Source organism: Parabacteroides sp. D25 (genome assembly GCF_000307475.1).
GTDB classification, from domain to species: domain Bacteria; phylum Bacteroidota; class Bacteroidia; order Bacteroidales; family Tannerellaceae; genus Parabacteroides; species Parabacteroides distasonis.
This window is the reverse complement of record NZ_JH976505.1, coordinates 282,879-299,705: the sequence shown is the minus strand read 5'-3', so window position 1 is coordinate 299,705 and position 16,827 is coordinate 282,879. Positions and strand designations below refer to the sequence as shown.

Sequence of the window (16,827 nt, the reverse complement as noted above, 5' to 3'; positions counted from 1 at the left end):
ATCTATTATGAGTATATTTGCGGAAACACTTATAAAAAACCGCGAGATTATGAGACTAAAATCATGTATGCTTATGTGTAGTTTATTCATGGCGAGCTTAGCCTCCGCTAGTAACTTCGCCTCGGATTCTTTCAAGACCAAGAGCGGAAAAGAACTGACCATCACGTTCATCAAGCACGGCAGCCTGATGCTTACGTACGACAATCATTCGATACAGGTAGATCCTGTCTCCGAATACGCCGATTATACGACTTTCCCGAAAGCCGATATCATCTTGATCACCCACGAGCATGGCGATCATCTGGACCCGAAAGCGATACAAGCTGTCGAGAAAAGCGATACGGAAATCATCGCCAACGAGAACAGCCAAAAGAAGCTGGGAAAAGGGAAGGTCCTGAAAAACGGCGATACGGATACCTCCATCAGCTATATGAAGATAGAGGCCGTCCCCGCCTATAACACCACACCCGGACGGGATAAATATCACCCCCGCCACCGGGATAATGGCTATATCCTCACGTTCGACGGACTAAGAGTCTATATAGCCGGCGATACAGAAGACATCCCGGAGATGAAAGACCTGAAAGACATCGATATCGCTTTCCTTCCCGTCAACCAGCCTTATACCATGACCGTCCCGCAAGCGGCGAAAGCGGCCAAGATGTTCTCGCCTAAAATCCTATACCCTTACCATTACGGGGATACGAAGATCGGCGAGTTGAAAGATGCCTTGAAAGGTAGCGGCATCGACGTGAGGATACGGGAGCTACAATGACGACAAGGCACGGCTCGCCTTTAAGATATTCCGCCGGTACACCCAGCAAGCCAAGAGGAAATAAACGACGCATTGCACCCACAACGTCACGTACTCCACACCGACTTGCTCAATCGACGCTCCCATCGAGTTGAGCTGTACATAGGCCAGCGTAGCGGGAGCCGCCGGAATGATATAATGGGCCATTTGCCAATACCAAGGCATCAATTCCAAGGGATAAGAGACTCCGGAAAGAAAGATCAAGCCTACCGAGAAGAAGGCGATCATCAATAACGGAGCCTCCGAGTCCGTAAAGAAATAAGAGGCGGCCAGCCCAAAGAAGCTGGTAGCCAGCAAGAAGGGTATCAGCAGGATCAAGGTGTTCAGATAATTACCGATATCCGGCAGGCCAAACAATAGCGGTATCAAGCCCAACAAGAACAAAGCGAAAATCGTATACAATACGCAATACACAAAGGTCTTGCTGATTATCACCCTAGCGATCCGGCCAAAGGATAATCCCTCGGAAGCGAAACGAACGATGGTACCCGAATCCCGCTCTTCCCCGCTTATCATACCGATCACCATCAACAAGGTCTGGAACATAATGACGATCAATACCGCCGGGATCAAATAGGTTCCATATCCTTCCGTAAAATTATACAACGCCGTCCCGACCACTGATATGGGTTGCGCCGAAACGATCTTGGAAGCGTCTTGCTGGGGCAAGAACACCAACATCTCCGGACGATACCGATCGTTCAACGCCAACATGGCACCGCTGGACGCCTCCTGCATCGCCATATAATATAGGAAGGCGCTTGTCGTCTGGTACATGATAAACAGGGATTCATTCCCTCGTGCCACCCGGGTCTCGAAATCAGAGGGAAGATACAAGATACCTACGGCATCCCCCTCCTTCATCCACTCCTGCGCCTCGGCGTAATCTAAACCATCGGCGATTACCGAGACTTGCGGAGTGGCGTTCAGTAAACGGATGTACTCCCGGCTCAAGTCGGTCTTTGAGTCATCGACGACTACCACCGGGGCGTTACGCACCAGATCCGGGGCATACATATAATTATACAGCAGGCCATAGAGAAATATACCTCCTACCAAGACGAGCAAGATAGCGTAGCTCGTGGAGATCGTCTTAAACTCGTCCTTGACCAAGGAAGCGATATCCGCCAAGGTTCCTTTCATATTATCGGATGTTCTCATATTTATGACTTAAAATAGCGGTTTTCAAATGTGGCAACAGCACCAATGCCAATAACATAAACGCAAACAACGAACTTACGTTTACCCATGTATAAGGAAATCCGTAATCGCCATACAATAAGTTCTGGTTGATCTCCACGAAATGCCGTACCGGAAACAGGTACGAGGCGTAATGTACGGGAGCGTACATGGAATCGACCGGGAAAGTAACGCCGCATAAAGTAGCCCCCAGCGAACCGACCATAGACACCACGCTAATCACGATCGCTATAGCGGGAAACAACGAGAACAGGAATACCGCCAACGCTTGCGTAGCGACCACGAACAAGATCGCCGTCAAGTTCAATGGCCAGAAACCGCAAGCGAAAGGAATATGCATGACCCCGAACATGATATAGTTAGCGAAGACGCTCATGATACAAAAGATAATCGTATAAGGGAGCAGCTTGCCCACCACCGCCACGAACATATTCATCCGTGCCGCCTCCAGCCATTCATCGCCTGTCCGGAACTTGATCTCGCTACCGATAGCGTACACCGTAACCAGCAAAATGATCACTTGGAAAAAGACAAAGAAAAAAGGATTGCTCAGATAAACGGAATAATCCAGATCCGGGTTGAACAGCGGGTGGCTACTGGATCGTACCGGTAATAGGAAGGTGGTTATCTGATTCTCCCCCACCCCCATCGCCGTAGCTTGCACAACCACCGGGGCGAGCGAAAGCGTACGCAGCAGGGTCTCGAAGGCCCCACGTACCTCACCGCCCACGCTCAACAAGGCATAGTGGTAATAATACGATAAAGTAGCGTCACGCCCCGCCGTGGCATCCGCCTCAAACTGATTGGGGATCACTAAATAACCGTAGATTTCTTTTGCTTGGGTAGCATGGCGAGCGGTCTCTTGGTCCGTATAATGCCGGGTTACCCGGAAAGTCGGTACCGCCTCTACCTGCCGGATGATCTCCCGAGACATGGAGGTGTTGTCTTGGTCCACTACCGCTATCGGTATATTCTCCATCTGCCCGCTTCCGAAAATCGTAGACATGAAGAATATACAGAACAAAGGCAACACGATACACACCCCGAAATATAATCTCCGGGAAACCATGCGATCCAGTTCCCGACGTAAAACCATATAGAAAGGACTCTTCTTTAGCATAGCGACAATAAATTATTTAGTTGTAGAGACGGAGCGTGCTTCGTCTCTACAACTGGATAGTATCAAGGGAGTTGATAGAGTACGGACATACCGGGACGCAATCCCTCCACCTTCTCCACCGGCAAGGCATGTATCTCGAAGGTACGCAAGTCATAGCTACCTGTCTGCTTGGTAGACTTCCAAGTAGCGAAACTGCCCAACGGACTGATATAATTGATCTTGAACTCAATATCCTTCTGATCGATCGCCGGTACATCGGCGACAAACGTTCCTCCCATCTTAAATAAAGGCAAACGATCCTCACGTACGTTCAATACCACATGCACGTCATCTAATACGACTAAGTTCATGATTGGCATCCCGGCCCCAACCAACTCTCCCCGTTTCGGGAAAATAGCGGAGATTTGTCCGGATTCCGGAGCCGTCAACCGAGCGTCCTGTAAGAGAGCCGCCACCTCCTCCACGGTTCCTTGCGCCGCCGTCACCAACGAGCGGGCGCTCTCCTTATCTTGTATCTGCGCCCCGTCTACCGCCATTTGATATTGGCTATAAGCGGCACGTTCGGCGGCCTCAGCCGCTTTATACATGGCCTCCACCTCATCTTTACGCTGTGAGGTTACCACGCTATCTTTATACAAGGCATTGACCCGATCATAGGTAATCTTCGCCAATTGTAAATCCGATTTGGATTTATTCCACAATTGTTGCAAGGAAGCGATGATTTGCTTTCGTGTACCCTCATCCACTTTCTGGTGCTGATACTTCGCAATGTTCTCCATGGCGTTCACCTGTTGATATTTAGCCAACGCCTCCGGACTATTGATGACGACCAAGGTATCGCCTTGGCGTACATTCTGTCCCTCTTTTACCAGAAAGGTATCGATACGCCCCGGTAACTTGCCGGAGATACGTATTTCCGTTGCCTCGATCTGCCCTTGCAAGATCACCGGCTTCTTTTTCAACAAGATCATCCCGATCAACGAGACAACTATAACAATCGCCAAGACTGCGACGAAGGCCACACTCAAATATCTCTTAGTTTTATCCATAACTCCTAAATTTTCAATTTTCAATTCTCAATTTTCAATTCCCCAAAAGCTCCTCGGTCTTTCCCTCCATCTTGTATTGGTGGAACTGCTCCGGCGTACCGCAGACAGACAGCAGATTAATCAAGGCTACATCATACTGATAATAAGCCAAAAGAAAAGCGGTCTTCACCTTCGCCAGCATAACCTCGGCATCGACTACCTCCGTAGAAGTAGCCATTCCCTCTTGGAAAGATTTCTTCCGCACCCGGACCAGTTCCCGGCTCATCTCGATCGTCGTATCCAAAGCCTTTACGTTATCCAAGGCATTTTGTAGCTGGCTGTAGAATTTATCGATACCGACCTCCAGATCCGTAATCGCCTTCTCCTTACCCAAACGAAGCGACTGACTAGCGATCTTTGCCTGCCGGATGGTTTTCTCCCGGTTCAAGCCATCAAAAATATTCCACGTAAAACCAACTCCCACCATAGTACGAGGCAACAAATATTTATCCAGTCCATCAGCGTACAAAGTCTGTTTGCCGAATAAAGCGATATTCGGGACATAAGCGGACCGGCCGATCTTTAGTTGATTATCGGCTACAACCTGCTGCAATTTCAATTGATTGACTATATAATTATTCATCGGAACCAGATCCTTGAAGTATTGAGCCGGAGGAAGCGCCTCATTAATGAATAAAGGAGTCGTGGTACGTACGTCACTCCCCTCCTCCATATTAATCAAGCTTTTAAACGCCTGTTGAGCGACCGCTAAATCCTTACGGGCCGATTCCAGTTCTCGTTTCGCCTCGTCCATACTTACCTGAGCGAACAGACGCTCGGCCCGATTGATCATCCCGTTTTGTTCTAATTTAAGGGCTTGGTCATAATGGGTTTTCAAAGAATTATACACTTCCGTTTTTACGTCCACCACACTTTGTCCCAGACGAAGCCCGAAATAAGCCTCGATCAATAAGGTTTGTTGGTTGGCATCCACTTGATTCCTATTCACCTCCGCTATAGAGACCATCGTCTTTCCGATCTTGTTCGCATAGATACGTTTTCCTCCCGTGAAAACAGGCCACGTCACCGTAGCGTCTATAGAAGTGATGTTTTGGGAGATCAGCGGAAGCGAGAAAGTACCTTGCCCGATCTTATCCAATACCGACATGATCAGCTCATTATCCGGGATATAATTATGGACAAACTCCTTCGCCGGTTCCGTATATTTACTCAGCGACTGCCGTACCTCTATCGGATTCGACATATGTACGAAAGCACCCGCGGCGTTCACCGATGGATACCAAAAAGCGTTTAGCTTTTGATGCTCATTCCGAGCCCATTCCACTTCTTTCCCTGCTATTTTCAAGCTTTTATTTTCCTTATGAAGCAGGTCGAGAGATTGTTCCAAGCTTAAATCCACATCGTTCCCTTGGCTCCATGAAGCACATGGAAGAAGATACAGCAAAAGAATACTGTAAGATACTATATTACTCACCATAAACTCATTTAGTAATTGACGTTCAGTTGGAGTAATAACAGCGAAAAAGGGAGGATTGTTTTTACTTCTTTTTCAAGTTGGGAAGGAACCAAGTAACCAGTCCTAAAAGAGGCATGAAGCCACATACGTTGTAGACAGCCTCTATTCCATAATGATCCGCCATATTTCCTAATACGGCCGAGGCTATACCTGCCACACCGAAAGCAAATCCAAAGAAAAGTCCCGAGATAAGACCTAATTTATAAGGAAGCAACTCTTGCGCATACAACAAAATAGCCGGGAACGCCGATGATAAGACCAACCCCACGCAAAAACTAAGCACGATCGTCCAAACGAATCCCACATGCGGCATCAACAAGCTAAATGGGGCTGCCCCTAGAATCGATCCCCAAATCACATATTTCCGTCCTATCTTATCACCGATAGGACCACCCGCCAAGGTTCCTATGGCCGTAGCGATCAGGAAGACGAACAAACAGATCTGCGAAGTCTGTACACTCACCCCGAATTTATGGATCAAGTAAAAGGTATAGTAGCTATTCAAACTAGCCATATAGATATATTTAGAGAAAATCAAGGTCAGCAATATCGAGATCGAAAAGACTGTTTTTCCCAAAGAAAGAGGCATCTCCACATGCGTCTCACCCGACTTCTTCTGCCATTTCACCCGACTCAAATACGCCTTATACCAACGGCAGATAGGAATCATCACCAAAATAGCGACGAATGCTAGTATAGAAAACAAAGCGATATGAGTCCGTCCATAAGGCGCCACCAATAGAGCAACCAGTAGCGGACCTAACGATCCGCCCAAATTACCACCCACTTGAAAAAGCGATTGCGCCAATCCCCTACGCCCTCCCGACGCTAGCGAGGTGATCCGGGACGCTTCCGGATGCAAAACCGAAGACCCGATACCTATCAAGAATACGGAGATCAAGACCCAATGGAGCGTAGAGGAAAAAGCGAGATTCAACAAGCCGACCAACGTAAAACTCATACCAATAGGTAACGACCAAGCCACGGGACGCTTATCAAAAACCAAACCGGTTATAGGCTGGAAAACAGAAGCGGATAATTGATAAACAAGCGTAATCAACCCGATTTGGGCGAAGCTCAACGCTAAATCATCCTTGAAAAGTGGATAAACCGCCGAGATAACGGATTGCAACGAATCATTCAAACAATGCGTAACGCTTAACGCCACCAATACCCGGAATGCTGTTTTATTTACCGGCTGTTGTTTAGAAACCTGCTCCATAACTATCTATATTTCTATTTCACCTCGTGCTCATTAACATTTCAAAAACCGCACAAAAAGTTAGCTAATTTCTAGAAAAACAAACCCTAAGAGCCTATTTTAACTATAGTTAATACAACTATTCTTTCGGTTCTTTTCATTTCTTTATGTTAATCGCCTTAATCTTAATACCTATGAGCCTTGTTTTCTCAGTGATACTTCAGAGCTGTATCCCGGAATGAGCATATATCTTATAACTCACTCCCAAAACAAACGCCAAAATCCCTTATCTGCCATCATTCCGACCCGAAGTTAAAGATCGAGATCATTAACGGGAACAGCCTCTGAAGTTTTTTATATTTATTCCTCTTCTTCTCCCTCGTTCGCCGAATGTAAGATAAAAGTAGTAGCGCCAATCGTTACGATCGTACCTTCCCCGATACGTACTTGTTCTTTTTTACCAACCAACACATTTTTCACAAAAGTCCCGGTCAAGCTAGGAAAGTCACGCACCATATAAACGAACTTGCCATTAGCGTCTTTCTTTACATTAATCACACAATGCTTACGCCCCATACTTGGATCGCTCGTGATAATAGGGACATCTACACCTTCCGTATCCTTATTACGGCGACCAATCACATTATCTCCTATCACTAATGGTAGATCTTGCTTAAAAGCAAAACCATTCTCGATAATGGTAATATAACCACAAGAGAAATCCGGTTCCTTCACCTCTTTTTCCTCACCGGTAGCCGTCTTCACCACCTTTCGGCCCAATTTAATCTTAAATTGCGCTCCACACTGCGGACAGACGAAGGCTAATACCTTCCCTTCCGGATATTTGGTCTCATCAAAAGACAACTGATTATCACATTTTGGACAGAATACTCTTTTCATACACTTAAATACAGGATCTAGTATTACAAACGGAGCGCAAATTTACGAAAAAACCTTCAGCTACACTCCTAAAATCTCATGGTTATGATTTTTTGAAACAAAAAAGGCCATCCGTCACGGACAGCCAATCTCAATTGTTAACCTTAAATCTAATACCATGAAAAACACAGTGCAAATATAGCGGTTTTATGTTATGTAGCATAATATTTTATTTGCAAATCTCATTTACTTAACCAGATTTAACAAAACTATGCTTTAAAACATATCCGTAAACAATATATATCCCCTTAGAACTTAGGTTCATTCTCTTTAATCTCCTTCAAAGGCAAGGTAAACCAAAAAGTGGAACCTACTCCCAATGTAGATTCTACCCCGATTCGTCCCCCTAGTTTCTCGATAATATTTTTGCAAATCGCCAATCCTAATCCGGTACCTTGTTTGCAAGCGTTCAACTTAACAAAGCGATCGAATATAGTTCTACAATCTTCCTCCGAGATTCCCATTCCCGTATCCGAGACCGAAACTCGTATTTCATCTTTCGATACCTTATAGGCTAATTTGATCTCACCTTCCGAAGTAAACTTAATCGCATTTGTCAAGAAATTAGAAATAACCTGCACGACTCGTTTCGGATCTGAGAAAACAGTCACGGGTTGTGAGCCCCGATCGAAAACAAATCGAACGTTTTTCGGAATCTTCAAGGCATGTACCGCATAGGTTTCCTCACAGATCTCCTTAAAATCGAAATTTCTCTTCGTAATGTCAAAGGTTCCCGCCTCAATCTTTGAGAAATCAAGGATATCCTCAATCAATTGCAGAAGCAATTCACTATTCTTGTCAATGATATCCACATAAAACTCTCGTTCCTCCTCCTCTATCTCCTTGGTCTCTGCCAGTATATTCGCGAAACCAACAATAGCATTTAAAGGCGTGCGGATCTCATGACTCATATTCGCCAAGAACATAGACTTAAGCCGATTCGCCTCTTTAGCCTTAACTAACTCATATTCTTTCCGTTGACGCTCTCGTTCCGCCCAGCGCAATTTATCTTGCATGGCGATCTCATCCGTTATGTCCATCAAGTAATAAAGGATTTTCGCAGGTCTTCCCGCCTCATCATATTTATAAGGGTACGCATACGCTCTCACCCAAACATATTGCCCCTCAAAAAGCTGTCGGTATTGAATACTATATTCACCGATCTCACCCATAACAATCTTTTCAAAGCCTTGTACAAGTACCCTTTCCCGATCTTCCGGATATACGATCTCACAAAAATCTTTTTTCGTTGTCAAGTTACTTGCTCTCAATCTGGATTTATTACCTAAAACACGTAAATCCAGATCGATATGCATCTTATCGGTTTTAACATCATATTCCCACAGCAAGGAATCACTGCAACGCATAACCGTTTTCAACTTCGTGAACAGTTCCTCTACTTTCTCCGACTTTTGATATTCTTCCGTCTCATCCGTAAACATTAGTACATATCCACAGATATCTTCAGCCTCTCCTTTCAACGGCACACATTTAATAGACAGACGTAAATTTATACCTTCCTTTTTTGGGTCTATGTTATAGTACTCATTCGTTTGTATATTATCAAATTCATAATTACAATCGAACACAACCATTTCTCCCTGTTTCAGACGAGCGATCTTGTCCTCTGGAAAATTAGGATTCTCGAAAAGATTTATTCCCATAATATCCTTCCGGCTTATAGCGAACAAATTCTCGTCCGTCCTATTGAGATCCACTAGCTGCCCCCTCTCGTCATAAACTTCAATTCCAACAGGTAATTTCTGGAATAGGGCATTAAAGCTCATTTCCTCTAGCATTTTATTACATTGTCCCATCGTCATATTAAATTATAACCACTAATTCCCTACTTTAAATCAATCAAGCAATCTCCTCTGTTATTTATACAACAAATGAACGATAATAACGATTGCAGCAGAAGTTTAAAGTTATAGAAATAATATGAAAATCAAACATAATCATGTTGAAAATATATGTTTTCGATATTGAGAAAGAGTCATTCCCGTCCGTTGACGAAAGAAGCGATTCAATGTCGATTGAGACGGAAAATTAGTCAATATAGCGATCTCCTGTATATTTAATCGAGAGTCACGTAGCAACGACTTTACCTCTAACACTATATAGATAGATAAAAACTCCTTGGCTGAAATGCCACACCTTTCATTCATGATCGCACTTAAATAAGTTGTCGTTATATTCAATTTATCCGCATAAAATCCGACATTCTTGTGATTCTTGAAATTCTCTGCCACGAGACTACAGAAATCATAGATCAATTGCTCTTTTCTCAAACTAGTCCTGAAAGGGATTTTCTTACGCACTTTCACATAATAGTCGTAAACATCCATGTAAAAAATCCCCAAGTAACATATAATCCGCTCCCTCAGAAGCCCATTACCCCGATACCGCTCAAGCTCATTCTCTATCAATTTGCAAAATGATTGAAAACGCTCAATACCATTATTATCCTCTATATTATAGTAAAAATGATCCTTCACGAAAAAATGAAATCCCGGATCAAAATGACGTAAGGAACTTAATACATCCCCATGTAGTACATGTGGTATGATGATAAACTTCGCCGAGAAGTCCTCACTCACGTTCCGCATTGAGCATAACTGTCTCGGAAATAAGAAAATCAATTCATTCTTATTCCATACATGCTTATTATCAAGCAAATGAATGATCGCACTACCTCTATTACATACTGCTATTATCCCGTAATCCAAAAAAGAAGGTTCTGAAGTCAATGGACTATCTTCAATCTGTTCCGTAATAATAAAGTCTTTTTCTAATCCGCCTAAAAAACGATCACATGTATTATACCTATTCTCTTGCATATACTCTTATAAATTAAGGGAATACGAAATCTTACCTCCAACAACAATCAACAGAATAATATTATATTTTGTTCTGTCCGTTAAGGTCCCAAGTATATTCGTTTGATATTTTTCTTTCCTTACCCCCTCTTCTATTAGCCATCAAACCTTATATATCAATTGGTGCTAACAGCTAACCAAGGAAATCATAAAAAAACACAAGACAAAATTATATAATAAAAAATTGACTATTAAATGCATAACTAAACTAAAAGCGTACAAAAACACATCAATTGTATACAAAATCGAAACAGACAAAGAATAACCGAAAAAGATCATAAAAATACAATTAGCTTCATTGACAAAGTAAGTTAGCTGAAATACCAAAGCAAGTTAACTTACTTTGCCGATGAAATTAGCTTACTTTGAAAGTATGGATGTTACCCTCGGAAAGGGGCGCTTAAGCAGTGTTCTCAAAAATTCGTGTATTCATGCCTCTATACAAAAAAAGGCTATCCGTCACGGACAGCCAATCTCAATTGTTAACCTTAAATCTAATACCATGAAAAACACAGTACAAATATAGGTGGTTTTATGTTATGTAGCATACTGAATTATTTGCAAAATTCATTCGCTTAACTCGATTTAACGAAATCATGCCCTAAAACATAGTTATTAACAAGAAAACTATTCGTTCAGATCTAATAGCTTCCCAAGAAATCGTCGAGGGAACGAGGATCATCATCTGGCATCAATTCTTTTTTCAAACGAAATTTGCGTTTATAGATAGCGTCCTTCGTCACATTCAAGACTGACATCAGCTCCGCCGAGGTTAGCCGCAATTTGATCAAGCAACAAAAACGAATGGCATCCTCTGTCAAATCCGGATAAGCGACACGTAAACGACTTATAAAATCATCATAAAGAGTATTTACGATCTCGATCAAGTTTCTCCAATCTGAATCCGGCAATATCGTTTCCGATTTAGAAAGTATCTTCAGCTTCTTGAACGTATCCAACTGTTCCAGCAAACACTTCGCCAAACGCTCCTTTTCCTTGATCAAGGATTCCACGTCACGATGCGCTTTCCACTGAGCCGCATGCTGGTATTCCTTCAAACATTTCTCCTTCGCTTCCAATTGCTCCTTGATGTGCGACATCTCACGACTATAACGTTGTATCAAGATTTCATTTTTATCCACAAGACTCGCTATTTCTCTCAGTTCTTTCTCCTTTTTTGTCTTATAAAGGTGATAACGCAAAAAAGATAACAGAAGCAGGGTAAAAGCGACGATGATTAAAATGATCAGATAATAAATATCTACATAGAAATGCTCCGGCTCCTTTAGAACCGAGCTTATGGCAGTAGATGTGTGCAGCGCAAACTTCATATAAATAGTATTTATTATCTTAATACTTCTTTCTTAGAATTCCCTCTCTCCAAATCGCTTCCAAAAAGCCTGTCCCATATCCGATCAATTGGACAAAAGCCGCTATGATAGATAACAACGCAACGATTCCGTTCTTATTTCTCACTAAAGCGTCAAAAAAGATCAGCGAAATATAAAATAACAATAGCCCCCATACCTTTGGAACGAAAAAAGCGGAAATACATACCCCCAGCAGACCTACCACAAATAAGGCCGGCAGGCAATGTACCCATTTCAATGATTCCGGGTACTTCTGGTACAAGATAATCCTAGCGTACCCCGAATGCCATACTTGCCGGAAAAACTGGACGAAATTTGTTCTTCGCTTATGATAGACCCAAGCGCCCGGAAAATAACGGCATTTATAGCCTGCCGCAAAAATCCGGATACTAAAATCTATATCCTCTCCATAACGCATATCAGAGAAACCACCCAAGGCTTCATACACCTCTTTCCGCATTCCCATATTAAAACTCCGAGGATAGAATGTATCCAAATGTCTCCGGCTTCCTCGGATCCCTCCTGTCGTAAAGAAAGAAGTCATCGAGTAATTGACCGCTTTCTGTATAGCGGAAAAAGAAGAATGCGCCCTGTCGGCACCACCAAAGGCATCCACCTTATAACGCATCAAGGACTCGTGTACTTGTTCCAGATAGCTGGCCGGAACGATACAATCCGAATCCAAGACAATCACGATCTCTCCTTCCGCATAACGTACCCCTTGATTGCGAGCCAAGCCCGGGCCTGAATTCTCTATATAGAAATAGCGAATCCTCAAGCGGTCATTATAGGCATTGACTACGGGCTCACAAGGTATAGAAGAACCGTCGTCCACTACGATAACCTCAAAATGTACATATGTCTGCCGGGTAAGACTGTTTAATAAATCGTCTATCTCCTCCGGACGATTGTAGACAGGAATAATAATTGAAAATACTTCCATTAAGCTAGATTTAATCTGCCGACAAAAGTAAAGAGTTAAAAAGCGTGTATCAAAAAAGGGCACTGGACAAATAGAGGACATAGCTGGACATCGAATACCCCCTATTTTTTACCCCATAATAGAAAAACTGGACAAAAGACATAAGACACGTTCAGTTCATTCATGCAGAATAATCTATTTATCAATAGCTTACAAAATACAATACTATCCGCTACTATTTGGACAAAGACTGGACGCACACAATATTATTTCATTCGCACATCTGCCCCCCACATTAATTTTTCCCGAAGCGTCTGATAAAAAGTATGGTTATAGCGCTTGATGACTTTCGTCGTATAATCGGCCTTGCTCATCTTTAATTCGATACCTGCCGGGAATATTTCCGAACGTCCATCCAAAGAGATCAGAAAATATTTATTCCGGCTCTCTACCCGAAGCGTTATTATATCTGAATCCGGAATCACCAACGGACGCACGTTCAAGGAATGCGGAGCGACCGGACTCAAGACAATGCTATTACTTTGCGGGACGATAATCGGCCCATTTACGCTCATCGAATAGGCCGTGGAACCGGTAGGTGTAGCCACTACCAAACCATCCGCCTGATAAGAAGTCAGATATTCCCCATTCAAGAATGTATGAATCGTAATCATCGAGGAACTATCACGCTTCAGCACGGCGATCTCGTTCAAGGCATAATTATATCCGCGAAACGCACGGTCTTCCGTATATAAACGCAAGAGGGTTCGTTCCTCTACCTTATAGTAATTCTTAAAAATCTCATCCAGCGTATCCTCAACCTCATTACTGCTGACATCCGCAAGGAAACCCAGCCGTCCGGTATTAATGCCTAAAATAGGGATATCCTGTTTATTTACCCGGGCCGCCGTACGAAGGAACGTACCATCTCCTCCCACGCTAAGGGCTATATCCAGATCAAACTCATCACCCACTAATAGCCCGCTCACCACTGGCTCAAAACCAAAAGCATCGGTAAGGAATGTATAAAAAGGGCTGTCCACATAAATATCAGCCTCTTGTTCACGAAGCTTCTCAAACAGGCGTTTAATCAGATTCTGTCTCTCGATCTGATATTCACTTCCAAATATTCCAACTTTCATTCTACGCTCCTTACTTTACATATTCATATAATGTAATAACTCATTCATCCGCTGCCGCAACATATCATCCACCATCCCCTTCTCCATAAAATGATAAAGCACCGTATAATTGAAACGCTCGAAACTACGGATCACGGGAGAGGCATCTTCCAAATCGATCTTAAGGGTTATAAGCAGACGGCCCGTATCTTTATCTTGATGGGATAGCAAATTAAGGACATGGGCATTATTCGCCTCTACCAAACGGGCGATATCCGTTAATGAATAATCCTGTGGCATCATTTCCAATACGATCACGCTTCCAGCCGCCTCCGCATTACATAGCTCGGATAAAGCATCCACCAAACGATCCCGGGTAATCGCCCCCAAATAAGTTCCGTCCACGGAAACCACAGGCAACAGGCTCAATCCATATCGGGTTATCATTGCCAACGCTTCATGTAAATGTCTATTTTCCGAAATCGCCGGAGCGAATAAAACCGGCTCACCGATCGTAGCCGAAGGATCCGGCAGCGCCAATAAGTCTTTTTCCGACACTAAACACTGGTATGCGCTATCACTCAATAACGGAAGATGCTTGAGTTTAAAATCCTCCATTAATGCCAACGCATATTCCGCTGTGTCAAAACTTTTTAACACCGGAATTTCCTTTGTTATGAAATCTTTCACCAACATTATTCTGTTAATTCCCTAAATCCTGCTAAATTTGCCGATACTTTTGTGCAAATGTAATGAAAGAAAAAAGATATACGATATACAATGACAAATTTAAGTGTAAACATTAACAAGGTTGCTACTATTCGTAATGCGAGAGGTGGCAATATGCCAAACGTGCTGAAAGTGGCGCAAGACTGTGAATTATTCGGGGCACAAGGAATTACGGTTCATCCCCGTCCGGATGAACGACACATACGCTATAGCGATGTTTATGGACTAAAACCTCTTATCCGGACAGAATTTAACATAGAAGGCTATCCTTGTGATAAATTCATCGACTTGGTATTGAAGGTAAAACCGACCCAAGTCACACTGGTTCCGGACGCTCCGGATGCCATCACGTCGAACTCAGGTTGGAACGTAAAGGACAATTTCGATTACTTAAGCGAATTGGTAGACACCTTTACCTCACAAGGAATCCGTACATCCATCTTCGTCGGAACAGACTTGGCGAATATCGAACTAGCGGCGAAAACAGGTACGGACCGTATTGAATTATATACGGAACCTTATGCGACCTATTATCCGGAAGATCGTGACAAAGCGATCGCTCCTTTTGTCGAGGCCGCGCAATTAGCTAAAAACTTAGGATTAGGCGTAAATGCCGGACACGATTTGAACTTAGAAAATCTGGCTTTCTTCAACAAGAATATCCCTTGGCTGGAGGAGGTTTCTATCGGCCATGCCTTGATTTGTGATGCGCTCTACCATGGTTTGCAAGAGACGATCGCTTTATACAAGGCATGCTTGAATAGTTGACAAGTGACAGTTTATAGTTATAAATCATAAATTATAATTCATAATTCGAAACGATGAGTATTTTACTTTCACTACAGGCCGTGGGCTCTCAGGCGGCAGATCAAATGCCGGATTTAACGGCTGTAACCCTTCCTACGGAAGCGGAAATCAATGTGATAGACCTTGCCTTTAAGGGAGGTTGGATTATGGTGGTATTGTTACTGCTCTCTCTGATGGCTATTTATATTTTTGTTCAACGTCTGATCATCATTCGCCGTGCGGGAAAAGAAGACGAGACGTTCATGAATCGTATCAAAGACTATATTCACGAGGGAAAAGTGGACTCGGCTCTCAATTTATGCAGGAGCACCAACACGCCTTCCGCCCGTATGATCGAGAAAGGCATTACCCGTTTGGGCCGTCCGATGAACGACGTACTTGTAGCCATCGAGAATGTGGGAAATTTGGAGATCGCTAAGCTGGAAAAAGGTTTTCCCTTGATCGCTACGACCGCCGCCGGCGCTCCCATGCTTGGTTTCCTTGGGACGGTAACCGGTATGGTACGTGCCTTCTTCGATATGGCAAACGCAGGCACCAATGTGGATGTCTCCCTATTATCCGGCGGTATCTATGAGGCCTTGGTAACAACCGTTGGCGGTCTGGTAGTTGGTATCATTACATTGTTCGCGTACAACTATCTGGTGTCTCAAGTAGATAACGTCGTGAACAAGATGGAGGCTCGTACGATGGAATTCATGGATTTATTAAATGAACCGGCTAATTAATTGGAAATGGAGAATTGAAAATTATGGCTCTAAAAAGAAGAACAAAGGTAAACGAAGCGTTCAGCATGGCCTCTATGACCGACGTCATATTCCTCTTGCTGATCTTCTTCATGGTTACCTCTACCGTTGTAATCCCGAACGCCATCAAGGTTACCTTGCCGCAAGCGCAAAAGCAAACAGCGGCGAAACCTCTTACGAGGGTAACGATAGACGCGAACTTGAATTACTACGTGGCATTTGGAAAGCAAAAAGAGGTACAGGTCTCATTTGATGAGATCACTCCTTTCTTGCAAGATAGTTACGCAAAGGAACCGGAGATGTTCGTCGCCTTATATGCCGACGAGACCGTGCCTTACAAAGAGATTGTAAAGATACTGAATATAGCGAACGAGAATAAATTCAAGATGGTGCTTGCCACCCGTCCGCAGAAATAAC

General features: G+C 43.5%; 16 protein-coding genes. 4 read left to right on the top strand and 12 right to left on the bottom strand.

Going from position 1 to position 16,827, the window contains the following annotated elements:
* The first annotated feature begins 49 nt into the window (after positions 1–49).
* A complete protein-coding gene (locus HMPREF0999_RS15725; protein ID WP_009276352.1) occupies positions 50–775 on the top strand; it encodes an MBL fold metallo-hydrolase in 726 nt (241 codons plus the stop codon).
* Here the strand turns inward: HMPREF0999_RS15725 and HMPREF0999_RS15720 are convergent.
* From HMPREF0999_RS15720 to HMPREF0999_RS15665, 12 genes are all read right to left on the bottom strand, one after another.
* Positions 767–1,975 (bottom strand): ABC transporter permease, encoded by a 1,209-nt coding sequence (locus tag HMPREF0999_RS15720; RefSeq protein WP_005855888.1) that lies wholly within the window; start codon positions 1,973–1,975, stop codon positions 767–769. The genes HMPREF0999_RS15725 and HMPREF0999_RS15720 overlap by 9 nt on opposite strands.
* On the bottom strand, positions 1,959–3,134 hold the full coding sequence (locus tag HMPREF0999_RS15715; RefSeq protein WP_009276351.1) for an ABC transporter permease: 1,176 nt from the start codon (positions 3,132–3,134) through the stop codon (positions 1,959–1,961). The genes HMPREF0999_RS15720 and HMPREF0999_RS15715 overlap by 17 nt, the downstream gene beginning before the upstream one ends.
* A gap of 62 nt (positions 3,135–3,196) precedes the next feature.
* Positions 3,197–4,183, bottom strand: a complete 987-nt coding sequence (locus HMPREF0999_RS15710; RefSeq protein WP_009276350.1) for an HlyD family secretion protein — start codon at positions 4,181–4,183, stop codon at positions 3,197–3,199.
* Positions 4,184–4,217: 34 nt separating this feature from the next.
* Positions 4,218–5,660: a TolC family protein gene (locus HMPREF0999_RS15705; protein WP_009276349.1), complete on the bottom strand. Its 1,443-nt coding sequence runs from the start codon at positions 5,658–5,660 to the stop codon at positions 4,218–4,220.
* A 61-nt stretch (positions 5,661–5,721) separates the two neighbouring features.
* Positions 5,722–6,921, bottom strand: coding sequence for an MFS transporter (locus HMPREF0999_RS15700; RefSeq protein WP_008771772.1), 1,200 nt, complete (start codon positions 6,919–6,921; stop codon positions 5,722–5,724).
* Positions 6,922–7,260: 339 nt separating this feature from the next.
* On the bottom strand, positions 7,261–7,800 hold the full coding sequence (locus HMPREF0999_RS15695) for an FHA domain-containing protein (RefSeq protein WP_009276348.1): 540 nt from the start codon (positions 7,798–7,800) through the stop codon (positions 7,261–7,263).
* Between the two features lie 287 nt (positions 7,801–8,087).
* Positions 8,088–9,656, bottom strand: coding sequence for an ATP-binding protein (locus HMPREF0999_RS15690; protein WP_009276347.1), 1,569 nt, complete (start codon positions 9,654–9,656; stop codon positions 8,088–8,090).
* A gap of 141 nt (positions 9,657–9,797) precedes the next feature.
* Positions 9,798–10,448: an AraC family transcriptional regulator gene (locus HMPREF0999_RS15685; protein WP_226769897.1), complete on the bottom strand. Its 651-nt coding sequence runs from the start codon at positions 10,446–10,448 to the stop codon at positions 9,798–9,800.
* A 911-nt stretch (positions 10,449–11,359) separates the two neighbouring features.
* On the bottom strand, positions 11,360–12,049 hold the full coding sequence (locus HMPREF0999_RS15680) for a hypothetical protein (RefSeq protein WP_005855871.1): 690 nt from the start codon (positions 12,047–12,049) through the stop codon (positions 11,360–11,362).
* 19 nt (positions 12,050–12,068) lie between these two features.
* On the bottom strand, positions 12,069–13,031 hold the full coding sequence (locus HMPREF0999_RS15675) for a glycosyltransferase (RefSeq protein ID WP_009276344.1): 963 nt from the start codon (positions 13,029–13,031) through the stop codon (positions 12,069–12,071).
* A gap of 245 nt (positions 13,032–13,276) precedes the next feature.
* Complete coding sequence (locus HMPREF0999_RS15670) at positions 13,277–14,152, bottom strand: NAD kinase (RefSeq protein ID WP_005855867.1); 876 nt, start codon at positions 14,150–14,152, stop codon at positions 13,277–13,279.
* 15 nt (positions 14,153–14,167) lie between these two features.
* Positions 14,168–14,827 (bottom strand): CBS domain-containing protein, encoded by a 660-nt coding sequence (locus HMPREF0999_RS15665; protein ID WP_005855866.1) that lies wholly within the window; start codon positions 14,825–14,827, stop codon positions 14,168–14,170.
* An 84-nt stretch (positions 14,828–14,911) separates the two neighbouring features.
* Between HMPREF0999_RS15665 and HMPREF0999_RS15660 the strand changes: the two genes are divergently transcribed.
* From HMPREF0999_RS15660 to HMPREF0999_RS15650, 3 genes are read left to right on the top strand one after another with little or no spacing between them, the layout of a single operon-like run.
* On the top strand, positions 14,912–15,628 hold the full coding sequence (locus HMPREF0999_RS15660; protein ID WP_005855864.1) for a pyridoxine 5'-phosphate synthase: 717 nt from the start codon (positions 14,912–14,914) through the stop codon (positions 15,626–15,628).
* Positions 15,629–15,681: 53 nt separating this feature from the next.
* The gene (locus HMPREF0999_RS15655) at positions 15,682–16,392 is read left to right on the top strand and encodes a MotA/TolQ/ExbB proton channel family protein (protein WP_005855862.1); all 711 of its coding nucleotides are present in this window, start codon (positions 15,682–15,684) and stop codon (positions 16,390–16,392) included.
* Positions 16,393–16,415: 23 nt separating this feature from the next.
* On the top strand, positions 16,416–16,826 hold the full coding sequence (locus tag HMPREF0999_RS15650; RefSeq protein WP_005855860.1) for an ExbD/TolR family protein: 411 nt from the start codon (positions 16,416–16,418) through the stop codon (positions 16,824–16,826).
* The last annotated feature ends 1 nt before the right edge of the window (position 16,827 follow it).

What these genes read in the sequence shown, in the direction of transcription:
- HMPREF0999_RS15725 (WP_009276352.1), top strand. Translation starts at nt 50, where the DNA reads ATGAGACTAAAATCATGTATGCTTATGTGTAGTTTATTCATGGCGAGC.
- HMPREF0999_RS15720 (WP_005855888.1), bottom strand. Translation starts at nt 1,975, where the DNA reads ATGAGAACATCCGATAATATGAAAGGAACCTTGGCGGATATCGCTTCC.
- HMPREF0999_RS15715 (WP_009276351.1), bottom strand. Translation starts at nt 3,134, where the DNA reads ATGCTAAAGAAGAGTCCTTTCTATATGGTTTTACGTCGGGAACTGGAT.
- HMPREF0999_RS15710 (WP_009276350.1), bottom strand. Translation starts at nt 4,183, where the DNA reads ATGGATAAAACTAAGAGATATTTGAGTGTGGCCTTCGTCGCAGTCTTG.
- HMPREF0999_RS15705 (WP_009276349.1), bottom strand. Translation starts at nt 5,660, where the DNA reads ATGGTGAGTAATATAGTATCTTACAGTATTCTTTTGCTGTATCTTCTT.
- HMPREF0999_RS15700 (WP_008771772.1), bottom strand. Translation starts at nt 6,921, where the DNA reads ATGGAGCAGGTTTCTAAACAACAGCCGGTAAATAAAACAGCATTCCGG.
- HMPREF0999_RS15695 (WP_009276348.1), bottom strand. Translation starts at nt 7,800, where the DNA reads ATGAAAAGAGTATTCTGTCCAAAATGTGATAATCAGTTGTCTTTTGAT.
- HMPREF0999_RS15690 (WP_009276347.1), bottom strand. Translation starts at nt 9,656, where the DNA reads ATGGGACAATGTAATAAAATGCTAGAGGAAATGAGCTTTAATGCCCTA.
- HMPREF0999_RS15685 (WP_226769897.1), bottom strand. Translation starts at nt 10,448, where the DNA reads ATGCGGAACGTGAGTGAGGACTTCTCGGCGAAGTTTATCATCATACCA.
- HMPREF0999_RS15680 (WP_005855871.1), bottom strand. Translation starts at nt 12,049, where the DNA reads ATGAAGTTTGCGCTGCACACATCTACTGCCATAAGCTCGGTTCTAAAG.
- HMPREF0999_RS15675 (WP_009276344.1), bottom strand. Translation starts at nt 13,031, where the DNA reads ATGGAAGTATTTTCAATTATTATTCCTGTCTACAATCGTCCGGAGGAG.
- HMPREF0999_RS15670 (WP_005855867.1), bottom strand. Translation starts at nt 14,152, where the DNA reads ATGAAAGTTGGAATATTTGGAAGTGAATATCAGATCGAGAGACAGAAT.
- HMPREF0999_RS15665 (WP_005855866.1), bottom strand. Translation starts at nt 14,827, where the DNA reads ATGTTGGTGAAAGATTTCATAACAAAGGAAATTCCGGTGTTAAAAAGT.
- HMPREF0999_RS15660 (WP_005855864.1), top strand. Translation starts at nt 14,912, where the DNA reads ATGACAAATTTAAGTGTAAACATTAACAAGGTTGCTACTATTCGTAAT.
- HMPREF0999_RS15655 (WP_005855862.1), top strand. Translation starts at nt 15,682, where the DNA reads ATGAGTATTTTACTTTCACTACAGGCCGTGGGCTCTCAGGCGGCAGAT.
- HMPREF0999_RS15650 (WP_005855860.1), top strand. Translation starts at nt 16,416, where the DNA reads ATGGCTCTAAAAAGAAGAACAAAGGTAAACGAAGCGTTCAGCATGGCC.